Consider the following 16466-nt stretch of genomic DNA (forward strand, 5'->3'; position numbering starts at 1 on the left):
TAAACATTCCTGCTCGTTAGTTCAACAAGCACAACTGCAAAATTAATTAGGTCATGCTTTTAATAAATTCTCAATTTATAAAGGACATTCCATATTTTTATGAATTATCTTTTCTATATTATTATCTATCACTTATACACAAACGGGCGCTTTTTTTCTAAAAAAAAGCGCCCTTTTCTTGAAGATCTCGCTATTAGCACACTTATCATACATGAAACAGCGTGCTAATTATTCTTAAAGTCCAACTATTTATTTTACAGCCAACCATATTTCATTCAATGAATTTGGACTATGGATATCAGAATCTATGTAAGCTTCTATGGCTGGAAGCTTAGCTATCTCATATTCGTTGGATGGAATCCATTCTGAATAAATTTGCTTCCAAACATTGACCATTGCCGTTGGAGCATGTCCATGCACTTCAAAAACGACCCATTTGGATGCGGGGACTTGATAGCTAGAAAATCCTTCCGGTATATCTCCTACATGCTCCGCGGCAATCCAGTAATCAATTGTATTATTCTTAGCATTATAATTGTCAGTCATCCCCAATAAACCCTTTATTTCTCCGTTGATATATTGGATCAGCTTGTTGATTGTTCCATTTGCATTGGCATCCCCTGACCTTGTGAATCTGCACCACATGGACATTCACGTTTTACACCAATTACTTGGAAAGCATTTCTTTCTATTATTTGATATTTCATCGGTTGTACCCCTTTCAAATTCATCTATATTGTCAGCCGGTTATACGAGCACTACACTCTGTGTAATTCCATGCATTAATCTATTTTGCACATACCTCTCCATTTGCTACAATTTCAAAGTTATGCTTGAAACAACATCTCCCTTCCACAACATCTAAGCCTTACAATATCATAAGGTTTAATTAATCTGAAGAAGCTATATAAGTATCTGAACATAACTGAATGGTCATCCTTTTGCAATTCCTAAAATATTATCAAATTCCACATTTACAACTTTTGGATAGGTTTGATTTTTGATAAACATAAGCCCAAATTATTAAAACTACCACTTCATTTAAAGTGATAGTTCTATGATCCTGTTTTTATATCTCTGAATAATAATGATCCTTCATACTACTGTAAGCTGTATACCCGTTATTTCCTTTGCCTTTTGTATAGTAAAGTGCTTTGTCTGCTTTCTTGTATAATTCTTGTTTATCTTTTGCATTATCAGGAAAAATAGCCCCTCCGATACTTGATGAGGTTACATTCATCATTTGAATGACATTTAAAATATGAGCTAACTTATCTTGGTTGAATTCAATCTTATCTTTTGTATTTACAATTTTATGGGGATTAGCGATCCCTTTTAAAATAATATGAGCTACCTCCTCTAACTCTTTATCATCTTTTGCATTTTCAACTAGAACTACAAACTCATCACCGCCCAAACGGTACGTGGAACAGTTTTTAGGCAAACTGTAATTTAACACTCTTGCAACATATTTTAAAAGAAGGTCCCCCGTATCATGACCAAGTTTGTCATTGACTTGCTTAAAGTTATCTAAGTCCAATAAAAGTAGGCCTACTCGTTTCTTTTTTTCAATAAACCCTCGACCTACTGTCAACTAAAGTCCCCCTATTATTTTAATTGCCTTTTTTAATTGGTTTTTTCTTCCATTACTTATTATGCCAAATAGGTATTAAAATTTGTATGACTAATGATTCCTGTATTAGTTCTTATTTATATAGGAACCATTTCCCCTTTCTGTTACTAGGTATTTCATTGGACTTAGTCATAATTTGTAAACGAATTTTGTTGTAAAAAAATGTAAAAATATGTATTTCCTCATAGCTATATTTGTAATTTTGTGGTATATTTGTACTTATGATAATAAGGGAGTATAGGTAAATGTATTCAAAACAGCCACACAAACAAATTGAGTTATATAGAAAATTGATGATTGAGAGCAGTTTGAGTAAAGGCTTAAATCATCCTAACACTATAGCTTTAAGCCAAAAATTAGACAAGGTCATTAACCAGTATCAAGTCAATAAATATAGCCAGAACTCTTAGGAAAAATATAACAAGAGTCCTAAATATTAATCCACGATCTATGCCTGGCACTTGTTGATTAAGAACTGAATATATACTTAGCAGCGACACCTAATGGTCGTCGCTTATTTATGAGGTACCAATCTTTTTAAGAACGTTGATAGTTTTAGAATCTCCATTTATTCCAGGAATCGCTATTTTCTTATTCTTTACTAACTCTAAGAAAACATCAGCTATTTCCGGATCAAATTGACTCCGTTTTCCCAATGATAATTGATTTAATGCATTCTCTATATCTTTCGGATCTCTGTATATCCTTTTTGAAGTCATTGCATCAAAAGCATCTGCAACTGCCATTATTCGAGCTACCAATGGTATATTTTCTCCTATCAAACCATGAGGATAGCCTGTTCCATCAAATCTTTCATGATGATGTAATACCATTTCCAGAATTGAATTTTTCTTAAAATAGGCAACATGCTTAAGCATATCATAGCCCATTTGGGGATGCTTCTTTATTTGTTCATATTCTTCACTTGTTAGCTTTGTGGTTTTATTTAAGATATTTTCGGATATCCCTATCTTTCCAATATCATGCAAAAGTCCACCCAAATATAAATGATCGCATTGTTTTTTGGATAAGCTCATTGCTTTGCCTATTTCATGGGAGTAATATGCAACATTCTCCGAATGAAAGGCGGTGTAATTATCTCTAGCATCTAATGAAGTAGCCATTGCTATGGTCATATTAATAATGTTTTCTTTATCTTTTTGATTATTTTTCAGCAGTATCCAGATTACAAATGATATTAAAAAATAGCCTGCCCATCTAAGAATAAATATCTCTAGCCCGAAGTGATCAACAGATGCAATATAGACTAAGCTTGCTACTAAGCCCGATACAATTATGTTTGTTATAAGATAGCGAGACAGCAATCCACTCATAATTAAAAATGGTACATAAGCTGCACTTATTGTCTCTTGATTGTAGTAAATAATAAAGTCTAGCCATATACCAAATACTAACGAAATTATACATAAAATTTTTAATATAGGGTTCCTTCTTTGTTTATCAGCGTTTATTATTTCATACTTAATAGTCAACCAGAGTATCCCCCCTATTGCTTAATGGCTTTTTCAATTCAAGTGTTCTTCCATTAGTTATTATGCCAAATATGTATTAAAATTTGTATGACTAATGGTTCCTATATTCGTTTGTTTCTAATAGGAATCATTTCCTGTTTATACGGTATGACAATACGATAATTCAATCCCTACCATTTACCATTCAAAAAGAAGAACATAGGATCGGACCTACTGTTTTGTTGTGTTCATATTCAAACTATTAATTTTATTTAGCTTTTAATGTATAAAGTTCACCACCTATTTCCCAATTAGCTCCGTTACTCTTAAACGTGGTTAACTGAATCTGATAAATAAACTAGTATAGAAGAGGAGCTGATCTCCTCTTTAGTTTTTAATAGGGATCTCAAACATTATCATTAGGAATACGATGATCACGATCGAAAGTAGATAGGTTAGTGCAGGACGAGTATGATGCAGACGTAACATCACATACATAACAGAATAGAAAGGAATCTCCATCCAAGTTTTATACTCATACTGCAATTCTATCCGATGAAAGTGAAGGAAAATTAATTCTACAAGGAATGAACCGACTACCCATTTGGCTATGTAAATAGATTGCTTTGAAATGCGATCTGCATATGGATATCGACTGAGGTAAAGTAACGTAAGCAATGGTAAATTTATAAAGGAATGTGTCAAGTCTACAAATATATGGTAATTAGGAAGTATATCAGGTTTATACACCCAAAGTAATTTATGCTGACACAAAAAGTTATAAAGCAGATCGCAAATGATTACATACATAATCGTTAAACCGTATGTCCGTATGTTTTTCCAATCCCCTAAGAAATAAGAAACAAGTGATAATAAGACTGCTAACGATATATGCATAGCTGAAAACCTAACTTCATATTGTATCTAGTCCTTTTAGTACGGTTTCGATTTTATAAATAGTAGCTTCCCCAACTTATCCCTATTCCTATTCTGTTTTGTGTTAAAACAAGCTTGTTTCAATAAGTCACGGAGGACGGTTTCAATGGTACCAGTTAGTATAACTGCCCCCTATTCGATTGGTTATTCTGCTAGCTACTCAACAACTCCGATCTGCACAATGTCTATCTCTGCAGTTACCTTGAATTGAGCGCTTTTGTAGCTCTACAGCCATTTTTTAAAATCAAAACTTCGAGTTTTAGTTTATACAAAGTGGCCAAAGCCCACTGGATCAATTTCTTGGTTTTGAAAATCCTCTAGCATCTGAGTACATTCTTCAATAATTTGCTTTTTCGTTCTTTAATAAAATTAGCGTTTGGCCTCACCGTTTTGATTTTTTTATGGTTTCCAAGTATTGGAGGATTATCTTAAAAGGGCTAGTGGATTTATATTATACTAATCAGGAATTTTAGGGTTTTCTACTTATAGAGGATCTAGCTTGAACATGATGTGAACGTTCTATAGAAGAATTATAATATTTATCTTCTATAAACTACTCTCCTTCTACACATAATAAAAAAATACTTATCATTTCGAGGAGGGTGGATGAAATGGAGAAAGAAGAATTAAAACTTACATCTTCTGAAATAGGCACATTGTGGGGAGAATATGTAAATGGAACTGCCGTTGATATAATAAATAGATACATGGTTTCGATTATAGAGGATGAAAAGATAAAAGAACTATTCGAAGACGCAATAAAAATCTTTAATACACAAAAAACTCAAATAAAACGATTTATTGAAAAGGAAGGATTCCCGGTACCAATTGGCTTTACTGAATCAGACCTTAATAAAGGTACAAAAAGATTATTCTCTGACATCTTCTGTTTGCATTATTTACATATTATAACATTGCATGGTTTATTAGGTCATTCTACCTCACTTAGTTCTTCTGTAAGAAGTGATTTAAGACACTTTTATGAATCTTGTAACAAAGAGGGAATGACAATGAATCATCGAACGACTAAACTACTCCTTGAAAAGGGACATTTCCAAAGAGACCCTCATTTTTACCCTGAGAATAATCCTGAATTTGTTACAGGACAAGAGTTTATAGATGGTTTCTTTGGAGATAAACGGCCTTTAGCTGCAACAGAAATTATTGCTTTATCTCTTAATTTAAAAAAGAAGATACTAGAAAAATCACTTTCAATTGGATTTAGCCAAGTAACACAGTCAAAAGAGGTTAGAAAATTTCTAGAAAGTGCGCAGAACGCATCAGACCAGCAAATTCAATCACTAAGTAAAATACTAAAAGGAGATAATTTGCCTGTCCCAATGTCTTGGGAATCGGAGGTTACAACCTCTCAAGATGCTCCTTTCTCAGATAAATTAATGTTATATCACATCGGATTTCTATTACAGGCTTCACAATCGTATCATGGTGCAGGGCTTGCATCAGCAATGCGAACAGACCTTGTAATCACTTATGAAAAAATCATATTAAAGAATCTAATGATTACAAAAGAATGGTTCAATATAATGACCAAAAATAAATGGTTAGAACAACCACCACTTGCTCCAAACAGAAAAAACCTTGCAAAAGACAAATAGACATGAAAAAGCGGAGAGCGCCGAACAAATATTCTGTTTTGCGCTCTCGATGTTTTTATTTCATCTTCTCCTCTGGAAAAAAGCGCCTGACCCCCGGTGCGTTAAAGCTTTACTCTACTGGGGGCAGGCACTGAAATACGATCAATTTCTCGATCACCTTATTCGATGGTAAACTCTTATAATAGTAATAACCAACCCAATTATGAAAATGATTACCAAAAGAATCATCGCAGCTGGGAAAAGTCCGAACGCATCCATTATCGTTGAACTGTTATTCTGTAGATTCGGAACAATAAATAATAACCAACCAATTCCAATGATAGGTATTAATTGTGGAATTAAACGTAGATAGAATCTCCATGTTGGATGTTGTGTACGCTTATCACTCCATTTTTTACTTCTTCGTATTCCTCTGATTCCTAACAATAGGTAAATCAATGTAATAACACCCAGTGATAGATCTATGATTTTAGGTGTTGGAGCTTTCAATTCAGGATATTGTCCCTCAGACAATTGGATGATTCCTGAACTAATTTCATACGAATGTTCCAATGTAGTAGTGAAGCTATTGAGTAGAACCGCAACTGCATAGCCACTACTTGGAACGATATCTTGTTGAGATTGGAAAGTAGATATCGATCCGCTATGAGAAATACGAGCAGGTTTAACAGTTGGAGAGCTTAATGACCAGCCAAGCCCATATTTATCACTCCCAGGTTGTGGTGAATATGACTCTTTAAGTAGTTTTTGATCCAGCAATGGTTCCCCTTTTTCATTTTTCCCCTCATTGGTATGCATAGATAGCCATTTCCCCATATCACTAGCTGTCGTAAAGATACTTCCTGAACCACTGAACATTTTTTCAAGCTCTGTCCAAGGAATTGCAGTACCATATAATGAAACATACCCTCTAGGTATTCCTAATTCCACAATCTCTCCAGAGTTTACCACAGAGATTGAATTATTCATTCCTAGAGGTAAAAATACTTTTTGTGTTAGGTAGTCATTAAACGACATCCCACTCATTTGTTCTACCAAATAAGCTAGAGTCCAGTAATTTGCATTACTATAAAAATATTTTTCTCCGGGATCTGATTGCAGTTGCCAATCATGAAATCGTTCTACACCTTCTTTTAACGTATTCGCTGGGGCTACAATGGTAGGATTCGGAAGTCCTGATGTGTGACTCAACAGTTGACGTACAGTCACCTGTTCCCACCTTGAATCATCAAGCGTTAGGTTCGAAAGGTAACTTTCAACAGGTTCGTCCAGTTTTATTAACCCTTCATCAACCAATTGTAAAACAGCAAATGCTGTAAAAGGCTTCGTACCGGAAGCAAGCCCGATTTTAGACTTTGCTGTTAGTGGTTCTCCATCAGAATCTAGACCATACCCTTTTTCATATAGTACTTTTCCATCCTTAACGATGACGATTGCGGCACCAGGCAATCCATTTTTCTCGAGATAATTCGTAACATATTCATCAACAGCTGATGTATCAAATGATTCAGCAGCCTTGGTTGGTAATGTTACGAAAAGAATTGTGATTATTAGAAATATAAAACTTGTTTTTTTCATAACATATACTCCATTCTTACTTATTCACGTTTTCCCATTCACAAATAATAGACAGTTGCCCATCATGCAGCTGTCCCGTAATAGTTTATTCATTTTACTATCATCAAGCGTCCTACCTCAAAAAATAACACGGCGAAATGACGTGTCAAAAATAACATATTAAAATTTCGCATAAATAAGATGAAAATGAACATCATAAATAATCCCAACGGGGAGTCGCCAATCATCAAGATATCGAATACACCGAGAATTATCGCAATTTCCCGTTCAAATAAATAAGCACCTCATGCAATCCTCCACCTCGAGGTGCTTTTTCTATTAATAGAAATTAACATTGCCCGTCAACCACTGTTTTATGTACCATCTTAGTTTTATTTTATAAATCTCAATTCTCGAGTTACGAAAATATGTAGTTTAGGTTAAAACACTAGAGAAGGGTACTCTTTCTTTTTTACTCAATCGCACCCGCACAAATGATGTTACCACGACAGAATTCCGCAGCAGTTGGAATTGGTGTTACAACATTTGGTGGAACAACGTTTGGAACAACAAAGGCAAGAGTAGGATTTCCATCTGTCATCACCCAAACTATCATAGGGCATAATGGTTGACCACCTACTGTTAAATCGATAATTGATAATTCTTCTATAGTTATAGTAATGCTTACACAGTCTGTATGTTTTGAGACAGTATTCATAAAATCCGGAGAGGTGCAGCTTGAAAAGATAAGCGGTCTTCCTTGTCTAGATCGGCTAATATTTATCGGACCATCCACAGAAAAATAGTTTCCACTATAATTTAGAGCGTCCATTTTCTTGGATTCAGTACAATCTGCTTTTTTATCACGTATGAAAGCGTCCGTCCTCATAGGAATCCCAAAGACCCCTTTACAACTTCTAGAAAATTCTTTTTTCATTGGCTACAAGTCTGATTTAGAAAGATGTGTGCGACATAACTCGCTAGTCGACAAGTGCCAGACACTTGTCCATTCGGTGCGTTAACGCTTTACTCTACTGTGGGTGCAGGAATCAAAATCTATAGATAATATTCACCATTGTTGGTCATTTCCCATAAGCTAAAACAAAAATATTTAAAAAGATGGTCTGAATTCTTTATTACAATCATTCCCACATTTGAAGAAGGAACAGAAATAGCTTTTTTGTTATTCCAACAATTTTCAAGGATTCTGGTTATATGAACAATAAGAAGATTGGAGTAATATGATGTGCCAATGGTAAATTTTCTATCTTTTAGCGGTTATGTCACCCAGATTGATGATTTTATGATTACCCCAAATGATGAAGATGCAGGTTGTTATAAATTAATATCTGTAGCTAATGGCTCTGCATCTACGGTCAATTTTGTAGTATCACCCACTACTTACTTCGTAGACCATTCTATGGTAGCAGTAGGTGATTGGATCACTGGATATTATGATGGCAATGCACCAGTTCCATTGATATATCCACCACAATATCGTGCGCTTGTTATGGTAAAAGAAAGTCCTTACCAAAATATAAAAGTTGACTACTTTAATCGGAATTTGGTGAGTAGTGACGGACAGTTAAAATTAAATCTATCTCCATATACTCAAGTATTATTGACAAACGGTCAAGCATTTTCCAAAAATCCTGCAAATCGAAACCTAATTGTTATCTATGGTCCTGTTACAAAAAGCATTCCTGCACAAACAACCCCATATAAAATAATTGTCTTTTGTTAAATGGTAATCCTCAAAAAGTCAGCATCCTTTATATTAACTATTTTCGTCTACCCTGACCCCCGGTGCATTAACGCTTTACTTTACTAGGAGTCAGGAACCGGAATAGGAAGAAGTGGAGACCGCTGAACCAATATCTCTATTGTGTGCTCTCTATGTTTTTATTTCTTCTCCTCTAACTCTGCTTCTATTTGTTGATCCCCCACTTACCATTCAGGCTACTCTCGAATTCTTAAAGTGGGGGGCTTACATCCAGTTAATCACGGGATAAAATACCTGCTATTGCAGGAAAACTGTCGAATTCCTTTCTCATTTCACGAAATGAGGTCTTACCTTTTCCTCTGACAATCTCAAATTCTAGCGGATAATCGTGACAGTTCATTGGAAGGCGCTGAAAGTATTGGATATAGAGTTGGGTGGCCTCTTCCTGACTTCTGGCATAAATGAAAACAAAAGTTTTCTCGTCCATCTTCAGGGAATAGATGTTTACCCTTTGGATACCTAATACATCCTTTTGCACCATTTCGGCCACTTTATAATAATCAACTTGATGTAGGTCGATTTGGGAGATATCGTCATCTAATGAATATTTCTTTTCATTTAATAAATGAAAAAGGCAATGAGCCAAAAAGGATTCCTCATAAAGTAAACTATCCTTGAACAATTCTCTCACTAACATGTGATTACACCTCATTATTAGATTTATTTTTACAACCATGAATCTCTTATGAAAAGGTACTATTTAGGTTATTCTTTATGATGAGCCTGTTCGCTTTCATCTTCAATCGCTCCAGTGTGCTCATTGTATTTCACTTCAATCGTACCAACCGGGCCATTTCGGTTTTTCGAGACAATGATTTCAAGGGAATGGTCCTCAGACGCCTTGTCATAATATGCCTCGCGGTACAAAAACAAAATGACATCGGCATCCTGTTCCACACTGCCTGATTCCCGAATATCAGACATCATCGGATGTTTATTGGCTCTAGATTCCACCGAGCGATTTAGCTGTGCTAAACAAACAACCGGACAATCAAAATCCTTCGCCAACGTTTTGAGAGACTTAGATATTTCTGTTACCTGTAAGTGAGAATTTCCTCCAAAAATTTGAGTCGTTTGAATCAGTGTTAAGTAATCAATAAAAATGATCGGTTTTCGGGATGGAAATTGATGGATGAGCTTTCTTGTTTTGGCTCTCATTTCGGCAACCGTTTGCCCCGCTCCATCAAAGATTTGCAAATGTGTTTCATTAAGATTACCAATGACATCTGACCATATATTCTTTTGCCTATCAGTCAGCATTCTTTTCGGATCCCGCATTTTTGCTCGGTTAAACCCACCAGTCGAAGCGATCAGTCGAGAAGTTATCAGCTTTTCAGGCATTTCTAATGAAAAGATGAGTGGCAGAAACCCTGCCCAACCCGATACTTTTGCAAAATGAAGCATTACATCGGTTTTCCCCATCGAAGGCCTTGCTGCTAGAATCGTCACTTCCCCACCCTGAAAGCCACCCGTCATTGAATCGAGCTTTTGGATCCCCGTTGGTATACCTTTTGAATGTGGTTGATCGGTCCACGGGGCCTCGTAAATTCTCTCCAACGCATACTGAATTGAGGTGTGATCCTCTAATTTTGATTGGTTAATTTTATCCAATTCAGCCATGACCTTCTCAATTTCCCAATCATTCATAGTCGCACGCGTTAAAATATTTCTCTTTTCCCGTTCCTTCCACTGTTCAAGAAGGAGATTCTCCGTTCTATCAAATTTCTCAACATCACCATACGATAAGAGCTCCGTTAGATAAGACATACCACCGAATGATTCGAGGTCAGGTAAGGTGGTTAAGGAAATCAAATCAATCGTCTTACCAGCTCGTTTTAGCTCCACCATTCTCCGCATTAATTCTTTATGCCTTGTATTTTCCAACTGTTCAGCTTGAATCACCGTATCCTTTAGTAAATAATCGGCCTTGATCAAGCTTCCCAAGAACACTTTTTCCACCATACTCATTCTTTTTCACCAGCCGTTAAGTCCAGTTCAAAGCCGCTTGGAATCGCTCTGCCTCCAGGAACCGATTCGTTTGATTGCTGGTTTTTAAGGACAGGCTTTTGTTTCTCCTCATACGAATCCACTTCATCTACAGTTAATAGTGATTCATTTTCCCAGTTTTTCAGAATCCCCACAATATAATTCAGCCTTCGCTTGTTATTGGCACATGCTATATTCATAGCTTTTAAAATCATTTCTTTCGGTTGTAAAAAACTAGAATCATCCAACCAAGATAACAGCTGCTGCTTCGCATTGACGTTACTATAACCAAATCCATTACTATCCCAAAACTCAATAATGTCTTTCGCATCTTCTGTTTTTTGATTGTTTTGTAATGGATTACCTGGATGGTTCTCTATATTTTGATAGAACGTTTCTTGTTGTATTTCTTTTTGCTCAAGTATCGTATCAGGACACAAAAACGTATCGTCAGATTGTTCACACTGAATTACACTGGGACCTTTATTATCCCGAGCTTGAAAATCGGTGTTAAAGACCACCTCTTCATGCTTACAAAAAGATTCATATAAACTCCGAATCTCTTCTTTATGTATAGATTCCGAAACATATTGGATAAGCGTGATATCCTCAATTTCCTTCAATTCTGAAGAAACACAATCCATAAGCGGTTTTCCGCCTTTTAGGAGATTCTCTTTCCCCCAGTTCTTAATCGCGAGTTCTCGTGTTTCAAGATTGTAACGGATCAACTTATGGTGTTGCTCAAATCGCTCCATTAACGACTGAACACTTTCAATCGAATAGCCCAAATCAAACGCCATTTGTTTTTTTGTAATTAGATAGATTCCACACTGAGTCGTATTCGGATTCGTAAGCAAATAAAGGTAAAAGTATTTATCCTCCGGCGTCATTTCTTCTAACACAATCGGATTACTCCAAAAATCTGTACGCACCATTCTAAACTTTGCCACCCTCATCACTGCCCTTTCTTCATTTAAAGTTTCTTCATAATATAAATAGCTACCAATGCAGGAAAAGGGGGGAAGTTCTCTACTAAAATTTTGACTTTTTTTTGAACAAAAAAAGCAGCCAGAGGGACAGGTCCACTGGCTCATCGGTTTAATGGAACGGCCAGAGGGACAGGTCCACTGGCCCATCGGTTTACATCTCTGCCCGCCGAATGAAAAGCTATGTACTAGTTAATGCAATACGTATACCACTTCGTACATTTGGATAATTAATTAGGTATTTTTTATGATGTATGATCAAAAGAAACTGGAGTTGCATGATGAAGGAATTAATCATAAAGGAAACGCTACAAGAACTGGTAACTCTCGTAAATAAGTAACAGAGGTAATCCGTCTGCTAGAAAAAAATGGTTTAGTTGGTCCCATAGATGAATATGAAGGATAAATAGATCAAGAGGTTCTCTATACTTTGGTAGAAGGCTTCTTGTTGTTGTTGTTTTTCTTTTTCTTATTATTTTTCTTTTTCTTTTTGTCCACGTATCGTATCCGAACACAATAACGTATCGTCAAGCGAGCCAGAGGGACAGGTCCACTGGCTCATCGGTTTATATTTACTAGTTTGTGCCACGTTACCTGTCCCTCTGGCTCTCTATATTGACATCCTCATGAAAAGTTATTTCTATTTTTCAACAAGCAGTTGTGACCGTCAATTAAAATGAATGTTTATTGCTCATATAAATGAAACAATATATAGGAAGTAAGCCGTTCCCTATGCATTGTAATTGTGCCTCTACCTACAAGATACTTTCAAACTTGGGATGTATTTAAATAATTCTAAAATATGCATTTGTATTGAATAAAATTATGCATATTTGTGCTCCATCAATTATTGTGGTCGTAAAACTAAACTGCGTTTTATCTACAGTATCATCCGCAAAAGATTGATAGAATGCACCTTTTATCTATGCGTACATGTATGCATAGATAAGTGGTTAAGGACTTGACGTGGAGCCTTTGTGGGTATGATTTTGTTTTAAAGGCTGAAGCAGTTGTTTCATCAGGCATCCAAGCCTATCATACCCACCCCTCCACGTAAGTCCTATCTTTGTGTACGTTGAAAACTATAAATAATAACTGTAGATATTTTTTCCACGAAGATACAATTCAGGCATTTTAGTATCTTAAAAAATACGATGAATACGGTGGAAAAGCATACTGTAGATAAGCCCCCGTTAATTTCCGTAATGCTTTACACCAATTTAAATATGATTTGAAGCACTACATACTACTGTATGCCAAGTATATTAATTTCATTGTAACAGATCATATATTCAATATTCTTTTAATTAATTGTATAATGAAAATACCGATGTACCTTTGACTTAAACGTGGGATCACTAATTTAGTGGAACCCTACCGTTAGTTTGAGGACATTGGGTTTTTTTATGGTTAAAAGTAATGTAAAATTGTGTTGTGCAGTGACCCTTAAAGTGATTCCGACATACTGGGATGGGGCTATAATTAGACCTCTAATATTGAAGTGAGGCACTCCACTTATACAATTAAAAGGCACTGCACCCAAGTTTAATAATTAAGCTCCATTCCTGTATTTTTTACAGGATTTTTTTATTTTTTAGGAGGAATTTTGAGGTTTTATGTCGTAATTTTTATTTTGTTTAAGAGACTATATTGAAGAAATCCAAAAACAATATAATATTAAGCAGTAGAAACTCTACCGTTGGTTGGAGCTAGGAAACTAGACTCTTGTGTTAAATATGAGATTTAATATCTGGCGATATAATCCTGACATACTACATTGGGCACAAAGCTCTCACGGAAACTTGGATAGTCAGATATGTCATACTGCGACTGGGAGGAGAAATGATGAACACTACCATTACTCCATTTAGTTATGGAAATGACACGCATAACAGCCATAAAGGACAGCGTAATTTTTATCAGTTTTATGTCGGTATTGATATTGGGGCGAGCTTTCACGTTGCATCCTGCATACCGTTTGATGCATTCTTAGATCCTAAAGGTAATGCTTGGAAACGGACGAAGACAATGAAATTCAACGCTGTTAGTTCTGGAATCGCTGAGTTTTTAGCAGCTCTTAAGAAAATCGAAAATCAATTTTCACTTACCAAAAGAGAATTTTTAATTCTATTAGAACCCACAGGCGGACATTATTCTTACCTAGTACAACAAGTCCTATTAAACGAGGGCTATGATTTATTTCAAGTTGAGAACAGTGCTGTTGGGGAATTTCGAAAGAAAAACTTAGGAATCACTGAAAAGACTGATTCAATGGATGCCAAAGTAATGGCATATATGGGGTGGCATAAGCAACTACATCCACATATGCAAGGTGTAACACTTATTAGACCTCAATCAGTCCTTCAATCCTTGTTTAGAACAGTAATGAGGGACAGATGGTATTTAAACGTACAACTAACACGGCGAAAGAACCAGGTTCAACAGCTTTTAAAAGTCACCCATCCTGATTTAAATAAAGCTTTTAAGAGCCTATCTAGCACATCTGTTCTTAAGTTAGTCTTAGAGTACCCTACGGGACTTCATATGAAAGAAGCCACAGCAGAAGAAATATATAATTTTTTATTAAAAGCTGGTGCAAAAAGTGTAGCTAAACGAGCAGCTAATATATTAGCTAAAGTGATGCCTAATACTATCGCAGTTCCAGCTGAACATCTTGTAGAGAGACAAAATTGGATTATAGAAGAAGCCCTACGTCTAGAAGAAAGTCTCAAGCTTATTGACCAAGAGATACATAAACTTTTGTGGGGAGATCCTGACAAAGGGTTAGACCCACACCCATATACAGAAATCTTAATGTCCCTTCCTTTTGTGAGCGAAAATATTGCATGTACACTGATTGGAGTTGTAGGAGATATTGAACGATTTAGTACATATAAAGAGTTCAAAAAATACCTCGGTGTATCCGCAGAAAATAAACAATCAGGAACATCAGTGACTGGTACAAGACAGACATACAGTGGTGTTAGAGATGCCAGGAGAGTCCTTTATCAAATCGCTTTAATCATATTGGCAAACGGGCAAAAACAACCTACCGTCTTCAAAGCCTACTATGACCGCAAGGTAAACGAAGGAATGAATAAGAAAAAGGCAATTGGACATTTATCCGGTAAAATTGCAGCACTTATCTACACTGTCTTAAAAAACAAAGTAAAATATGATCCAATCACTCACGCTAAAGCTTGTGGAGTAGAGTTTAACAATCTTTATATCAAAAATAACGAGGGAAAAACTAAGCTACAAATTGAAAAATAGAGTTAAATACACAAAACCCTAAGTGCTTTAAATGAGCAAAAATCACCTATTAATTATTAAATTTTAGGTGATTTTTCATCTTTATAAATACTTTTTATTCGTCAAAGCACTACACTACATTTAAGTCAAAACATTCNGAGTTAAATACACAAAACCCTAAGTGCTTTAAATGAGCAAAAATCACCTATTAATTATTAAATTTTAGGTGATTTTTCATCTTTATAAATACTTTTTATTCGTCAAAGCACTACACTACATTTAAGTCAAAATTTTCACAATCGGATCAATTCTTATAAAAAAAGGGATCGTCTCCTGACAGCCCCATCTTAAATAATTTAAATAATCAAGTTATGCCTACATTTTTATGGCTACCCTATACATTAATTACCATAGTGAGTTAGAACCTATTTACATATGAAGAACCACAAATTCTCCTCTTCCTAAAATATCTTTTGTAAAATCGATTTGACATTACTAAAATAAGGACGAGCTCCTTTATTTACCAAAAATTGGAGTCCATCTTCTTCAAAGATATAATCATCATTTAAAGCTGACTCTTCCAGAGTCAGACGAAGTCTTGGCCCCCCTCAACCAATCCCCATTGATAAACGGATCATTGGTTTTTTACCTTCTTCAATTATCTCTTTAACATCACTACAAATTTTAGCTAAAGCTGGTTTAGTAACTGTTACCATTATAATTCCTCCCATTTACCTTAATTTTCATTGATTTAATTGGGTATCGTAAAACAACTATACAGTTGTCTCGCTATTATGCCTAATTACTATGTTCTTTTGATATTATTATTCGCTTACTGATAAAAGCAACTATTCCTAAAAATAATATAATTATTGATGGCATCGCTTCCTCGATTCCCTCATTAGCATTAAAATGGGAAAATCCGGCACCTGCCATTAGCAACACTGACGATGCAGCAGCAAAGAAAGTAAGTTGTGACTTCCAAAACCCTAATAAAAACTTATGGCTACTAAAATTTCAAATGCTCCAATTAGGTACATAAATCCTAAAGAATATTCAAAGACTTCTGTAAATGTCTGAACTTGTTGTTCATGTCCAATTAATTTCTTACTACCAGCAAGAAAAAAAGCAATGGCAAGTAATCCTTGAATAATAAGCACAACCAATTTCATATAAACATCCCAAAATCTAACTATCTATTTAACTCAGCTTTAACCTAAACGTAGTTTCACGTTTTGCAATCAG

General features: G+C 35.4%; 15 protein-coding genes. 4 read left to right on the plus strand and 11 right to left on the minus strand.

What is annotated here, in order from left to right; genetic code table 11:
• Nucleotides 1-249 precede the first annotated feature (249 nt).
• The 3 genes from C1724_RS26005 to C1724_RS06835 all read right to left on the minus strand — a co-directional run bounded on the left by C1724_RS26005 (nt 250) and on the right by C1724_RS06835 (nt 1594).
• The gene (locus C1724_RS26005) at nt 250-546 is read right to left on the minus strand and encodes a GyrI-like domain-containing protein (RefSeq protein ID WP_258000292.1); all 297 of its coding nucleotides are present in this window, start codon (nt 544-546) and stop codon (nt 250-252) included.
• Between the two features lie 38 nt (nt 547-584).
• Nucleotides 585-707 carry a hypothetical protein gene (locus C1724_RS26010; protein ID WP_258000293.1) on the minus strand — a complete coding sequence of 41 codons (123 nt, stop codon included), beginning with the start codon at nt 705-707 and terminating at the stop codon, nt 585-587.
• Nucleotides 708-1069: 362 nt separating this feature from the next.
• Entirely contained in the window at nt 1070-1594 is a 525-nt protein-coding gene (locus tag C1724_RS06835) for a GGDEF domain-containing protein (RefSeq protein WP_102345954.1), read from the minus strand.
• Nucleotides 1595-1878: 284 nt separating this feature from the next.
• Here C1724_RS06835 and C1724_RS06840 point away from each other — a divergent pair, with 284 nt between their 5' ends.
• A complete protein-coding gene (locus C1724_RS06840; protein WP_102345955.1) occupies nt 1879-2043 on the plus strand; it encodes an aspartyl-phosphate phosphatase Spo0E family protein in 165 nt (54 codons plus the stop codon).
• A gap of 108 nt (nt 2044-2151) precedes the next feature.
• Here the strand turns inward: C1724_RS06840 and C1724_RS06845 are convergent, their stop codons facing one another.
• Both C1724_RS06845 and C1724_RS25280 read right to left on the minus strand, forming a co-directional pair.
• A complete protein-coding gene (locus C1724_RS06845) occupies nt 2152-3126 on the minus strand; it encodes an HD-GYP domain-containing protein (protein ID WP_102345956.1) in 975 nt (324 codons plus the stop codon).
• A 366-nt stretch (nt 3127-3492) separates the two neighbouring features.
• Nucleotides 3493-4002, minus strand: a complete 510-nt coding sequence (locus C1724_RS25280; protein ID WP_142386524.1) for a CBO0543 family protein — start codon at nt 4000-4002, stop codon at nt 3493-3495.
• Between the two features lie 650 nt (nt 4003-4652).
• Here C1724_RS25280 and C1724_RS06850 point away from each other — a divergent pair.
• The gene (locus C1724_RS06850; protein WP_102345957.1) at nt 4653-5657 is read left to right on the plus strand and encodes a DUF3231 family protein; all 1005 of its coding nucleotides are present in this window, start codon (nt 4653-4655) and stop codon (nt 5655-5657) included.
• A gap of 153 nt (nt 5658-5810) precedes the next feature.
• Here the strand turns inward: C1724_RS06850 and C1724_RS06855 are convergent, their stop codons facing one another.
• Both C1724_RS06855 and C1724_RS06860 read right to left on the minus strand, forming a co-directional pair.
• Nucleotides 5811-7235, minus strand: a complete 1425-nt coding sequence (locus C1724_RS06855; RefSeq protein WP_102345958.1) for a serine hydrolase domain-containing protein — start codon at nt 7233-7235, stop codon at nt 5811-5813.
• Between the two features lie 451 nt (nt 7236-7686).
• The gene (locus C1724_RS06860) at nt 7687-8103 is read right to left on the minus strand and encodes a hypothetical protein (RefSeq protein ID WP_102345959.1); all 417 of its coding nucleotides are present in this window, start codon (nt 8101-8103) and stop codon (nt 7687-7689) included.
• Between the two features lie 363 nt (nt 8104-8466).
• On the opposite strand from C1724_RS06860, the gene C1724_RS06865 reads away from it, so the two are divergent.
• Nucleotides 8467-8958 (plus strand): hypothetical protein, encoded by a 492-nt coding sequence (locus tag C1724_RS06865; protein WP_102346758.1) that lies wholly within the window; start codon nt 8467-8469, stop codon nt 8956-8958.
• A 253-nt stretch (nt 8959-9211) separates the two neighbouring features.
• Here C1724_RS06865 and C1724_RS06870 read toward each other — a convergent pair whose 3' ends face one another.
• From C1724_RS06870 to C1724_RS06880, 3 genes are all read right to left on the minus strand, one after another.
• Nucleotides 9212-9634, minus strand: a complete 423-nt coding sequence (locus C1724_RS06870) for a hypothetical protein (RefSeq protein WP_102345960.1) — start codon at nt 9632-9634, stop codon at nt 9212-9214.
• A 68-nt stretch (nt 9635-9702) separates the two neighbouring features.
• Complete coding sequence (locus C1724_RS06875; RefSeq protein ID WP_102345961.1) at nt 9703-10965, minus strand: DnaB-like helicase C-terminal domain-containing protein; 1263 nt, start codon at nt 10963-10965, stop codon at nt 9703-9705.
• Entirely contained in the window at nt 10962-11918 is a 957-nt protein-coding gene (locus C1724_RS06880; protein WP_102345962.1) for a DnaD domain-containing protein, read from the minus strand. The genes C1724_RS06875 and C1724_RS06880 overlap by 4 nt, the downstream gene beginning before the upstream one ends.
• A gap of 1896 nt (nt 11919-13814) precedes the next feature.
• Here C1724_RS06880 and C1724_RS06885 point away from each other — a divergent pair.
• Nucleotides 13815-15242, plus strand: coding sequence for an IS110 family transposase (locus C1724_RS06885; protein WP_102345947.1), 1428 nt, complete (start codon nt 13815-13817; stop codon nt 15240-15242).
• 968 nt (nt 15243-16210) lie between these two features.
• Here C1724_RS06885 and C1724_RS06890 read toward each other — a convergent pair.
• Nucleotides 16211-16393, minus strand: coding sequence for a DoxX family protein (locus tag C1724_RS06890; RefSeq protein ID WP_102345963.1), 183 nt, complete (start codon nt 16391-16393; stop codon nt 16211-16213).
• Nucleotides 16394-16466 lie beyond the last annotated feature (73 nt).

It is taken from the genome of Bacillus sp. Marseille-P3661, assembly GCF_900240995.1.
Taxonomy (GTDB): Bacteria; Bacillota; Bacilli; order Bacillales; family Bacillaceae_J; genus OESV01.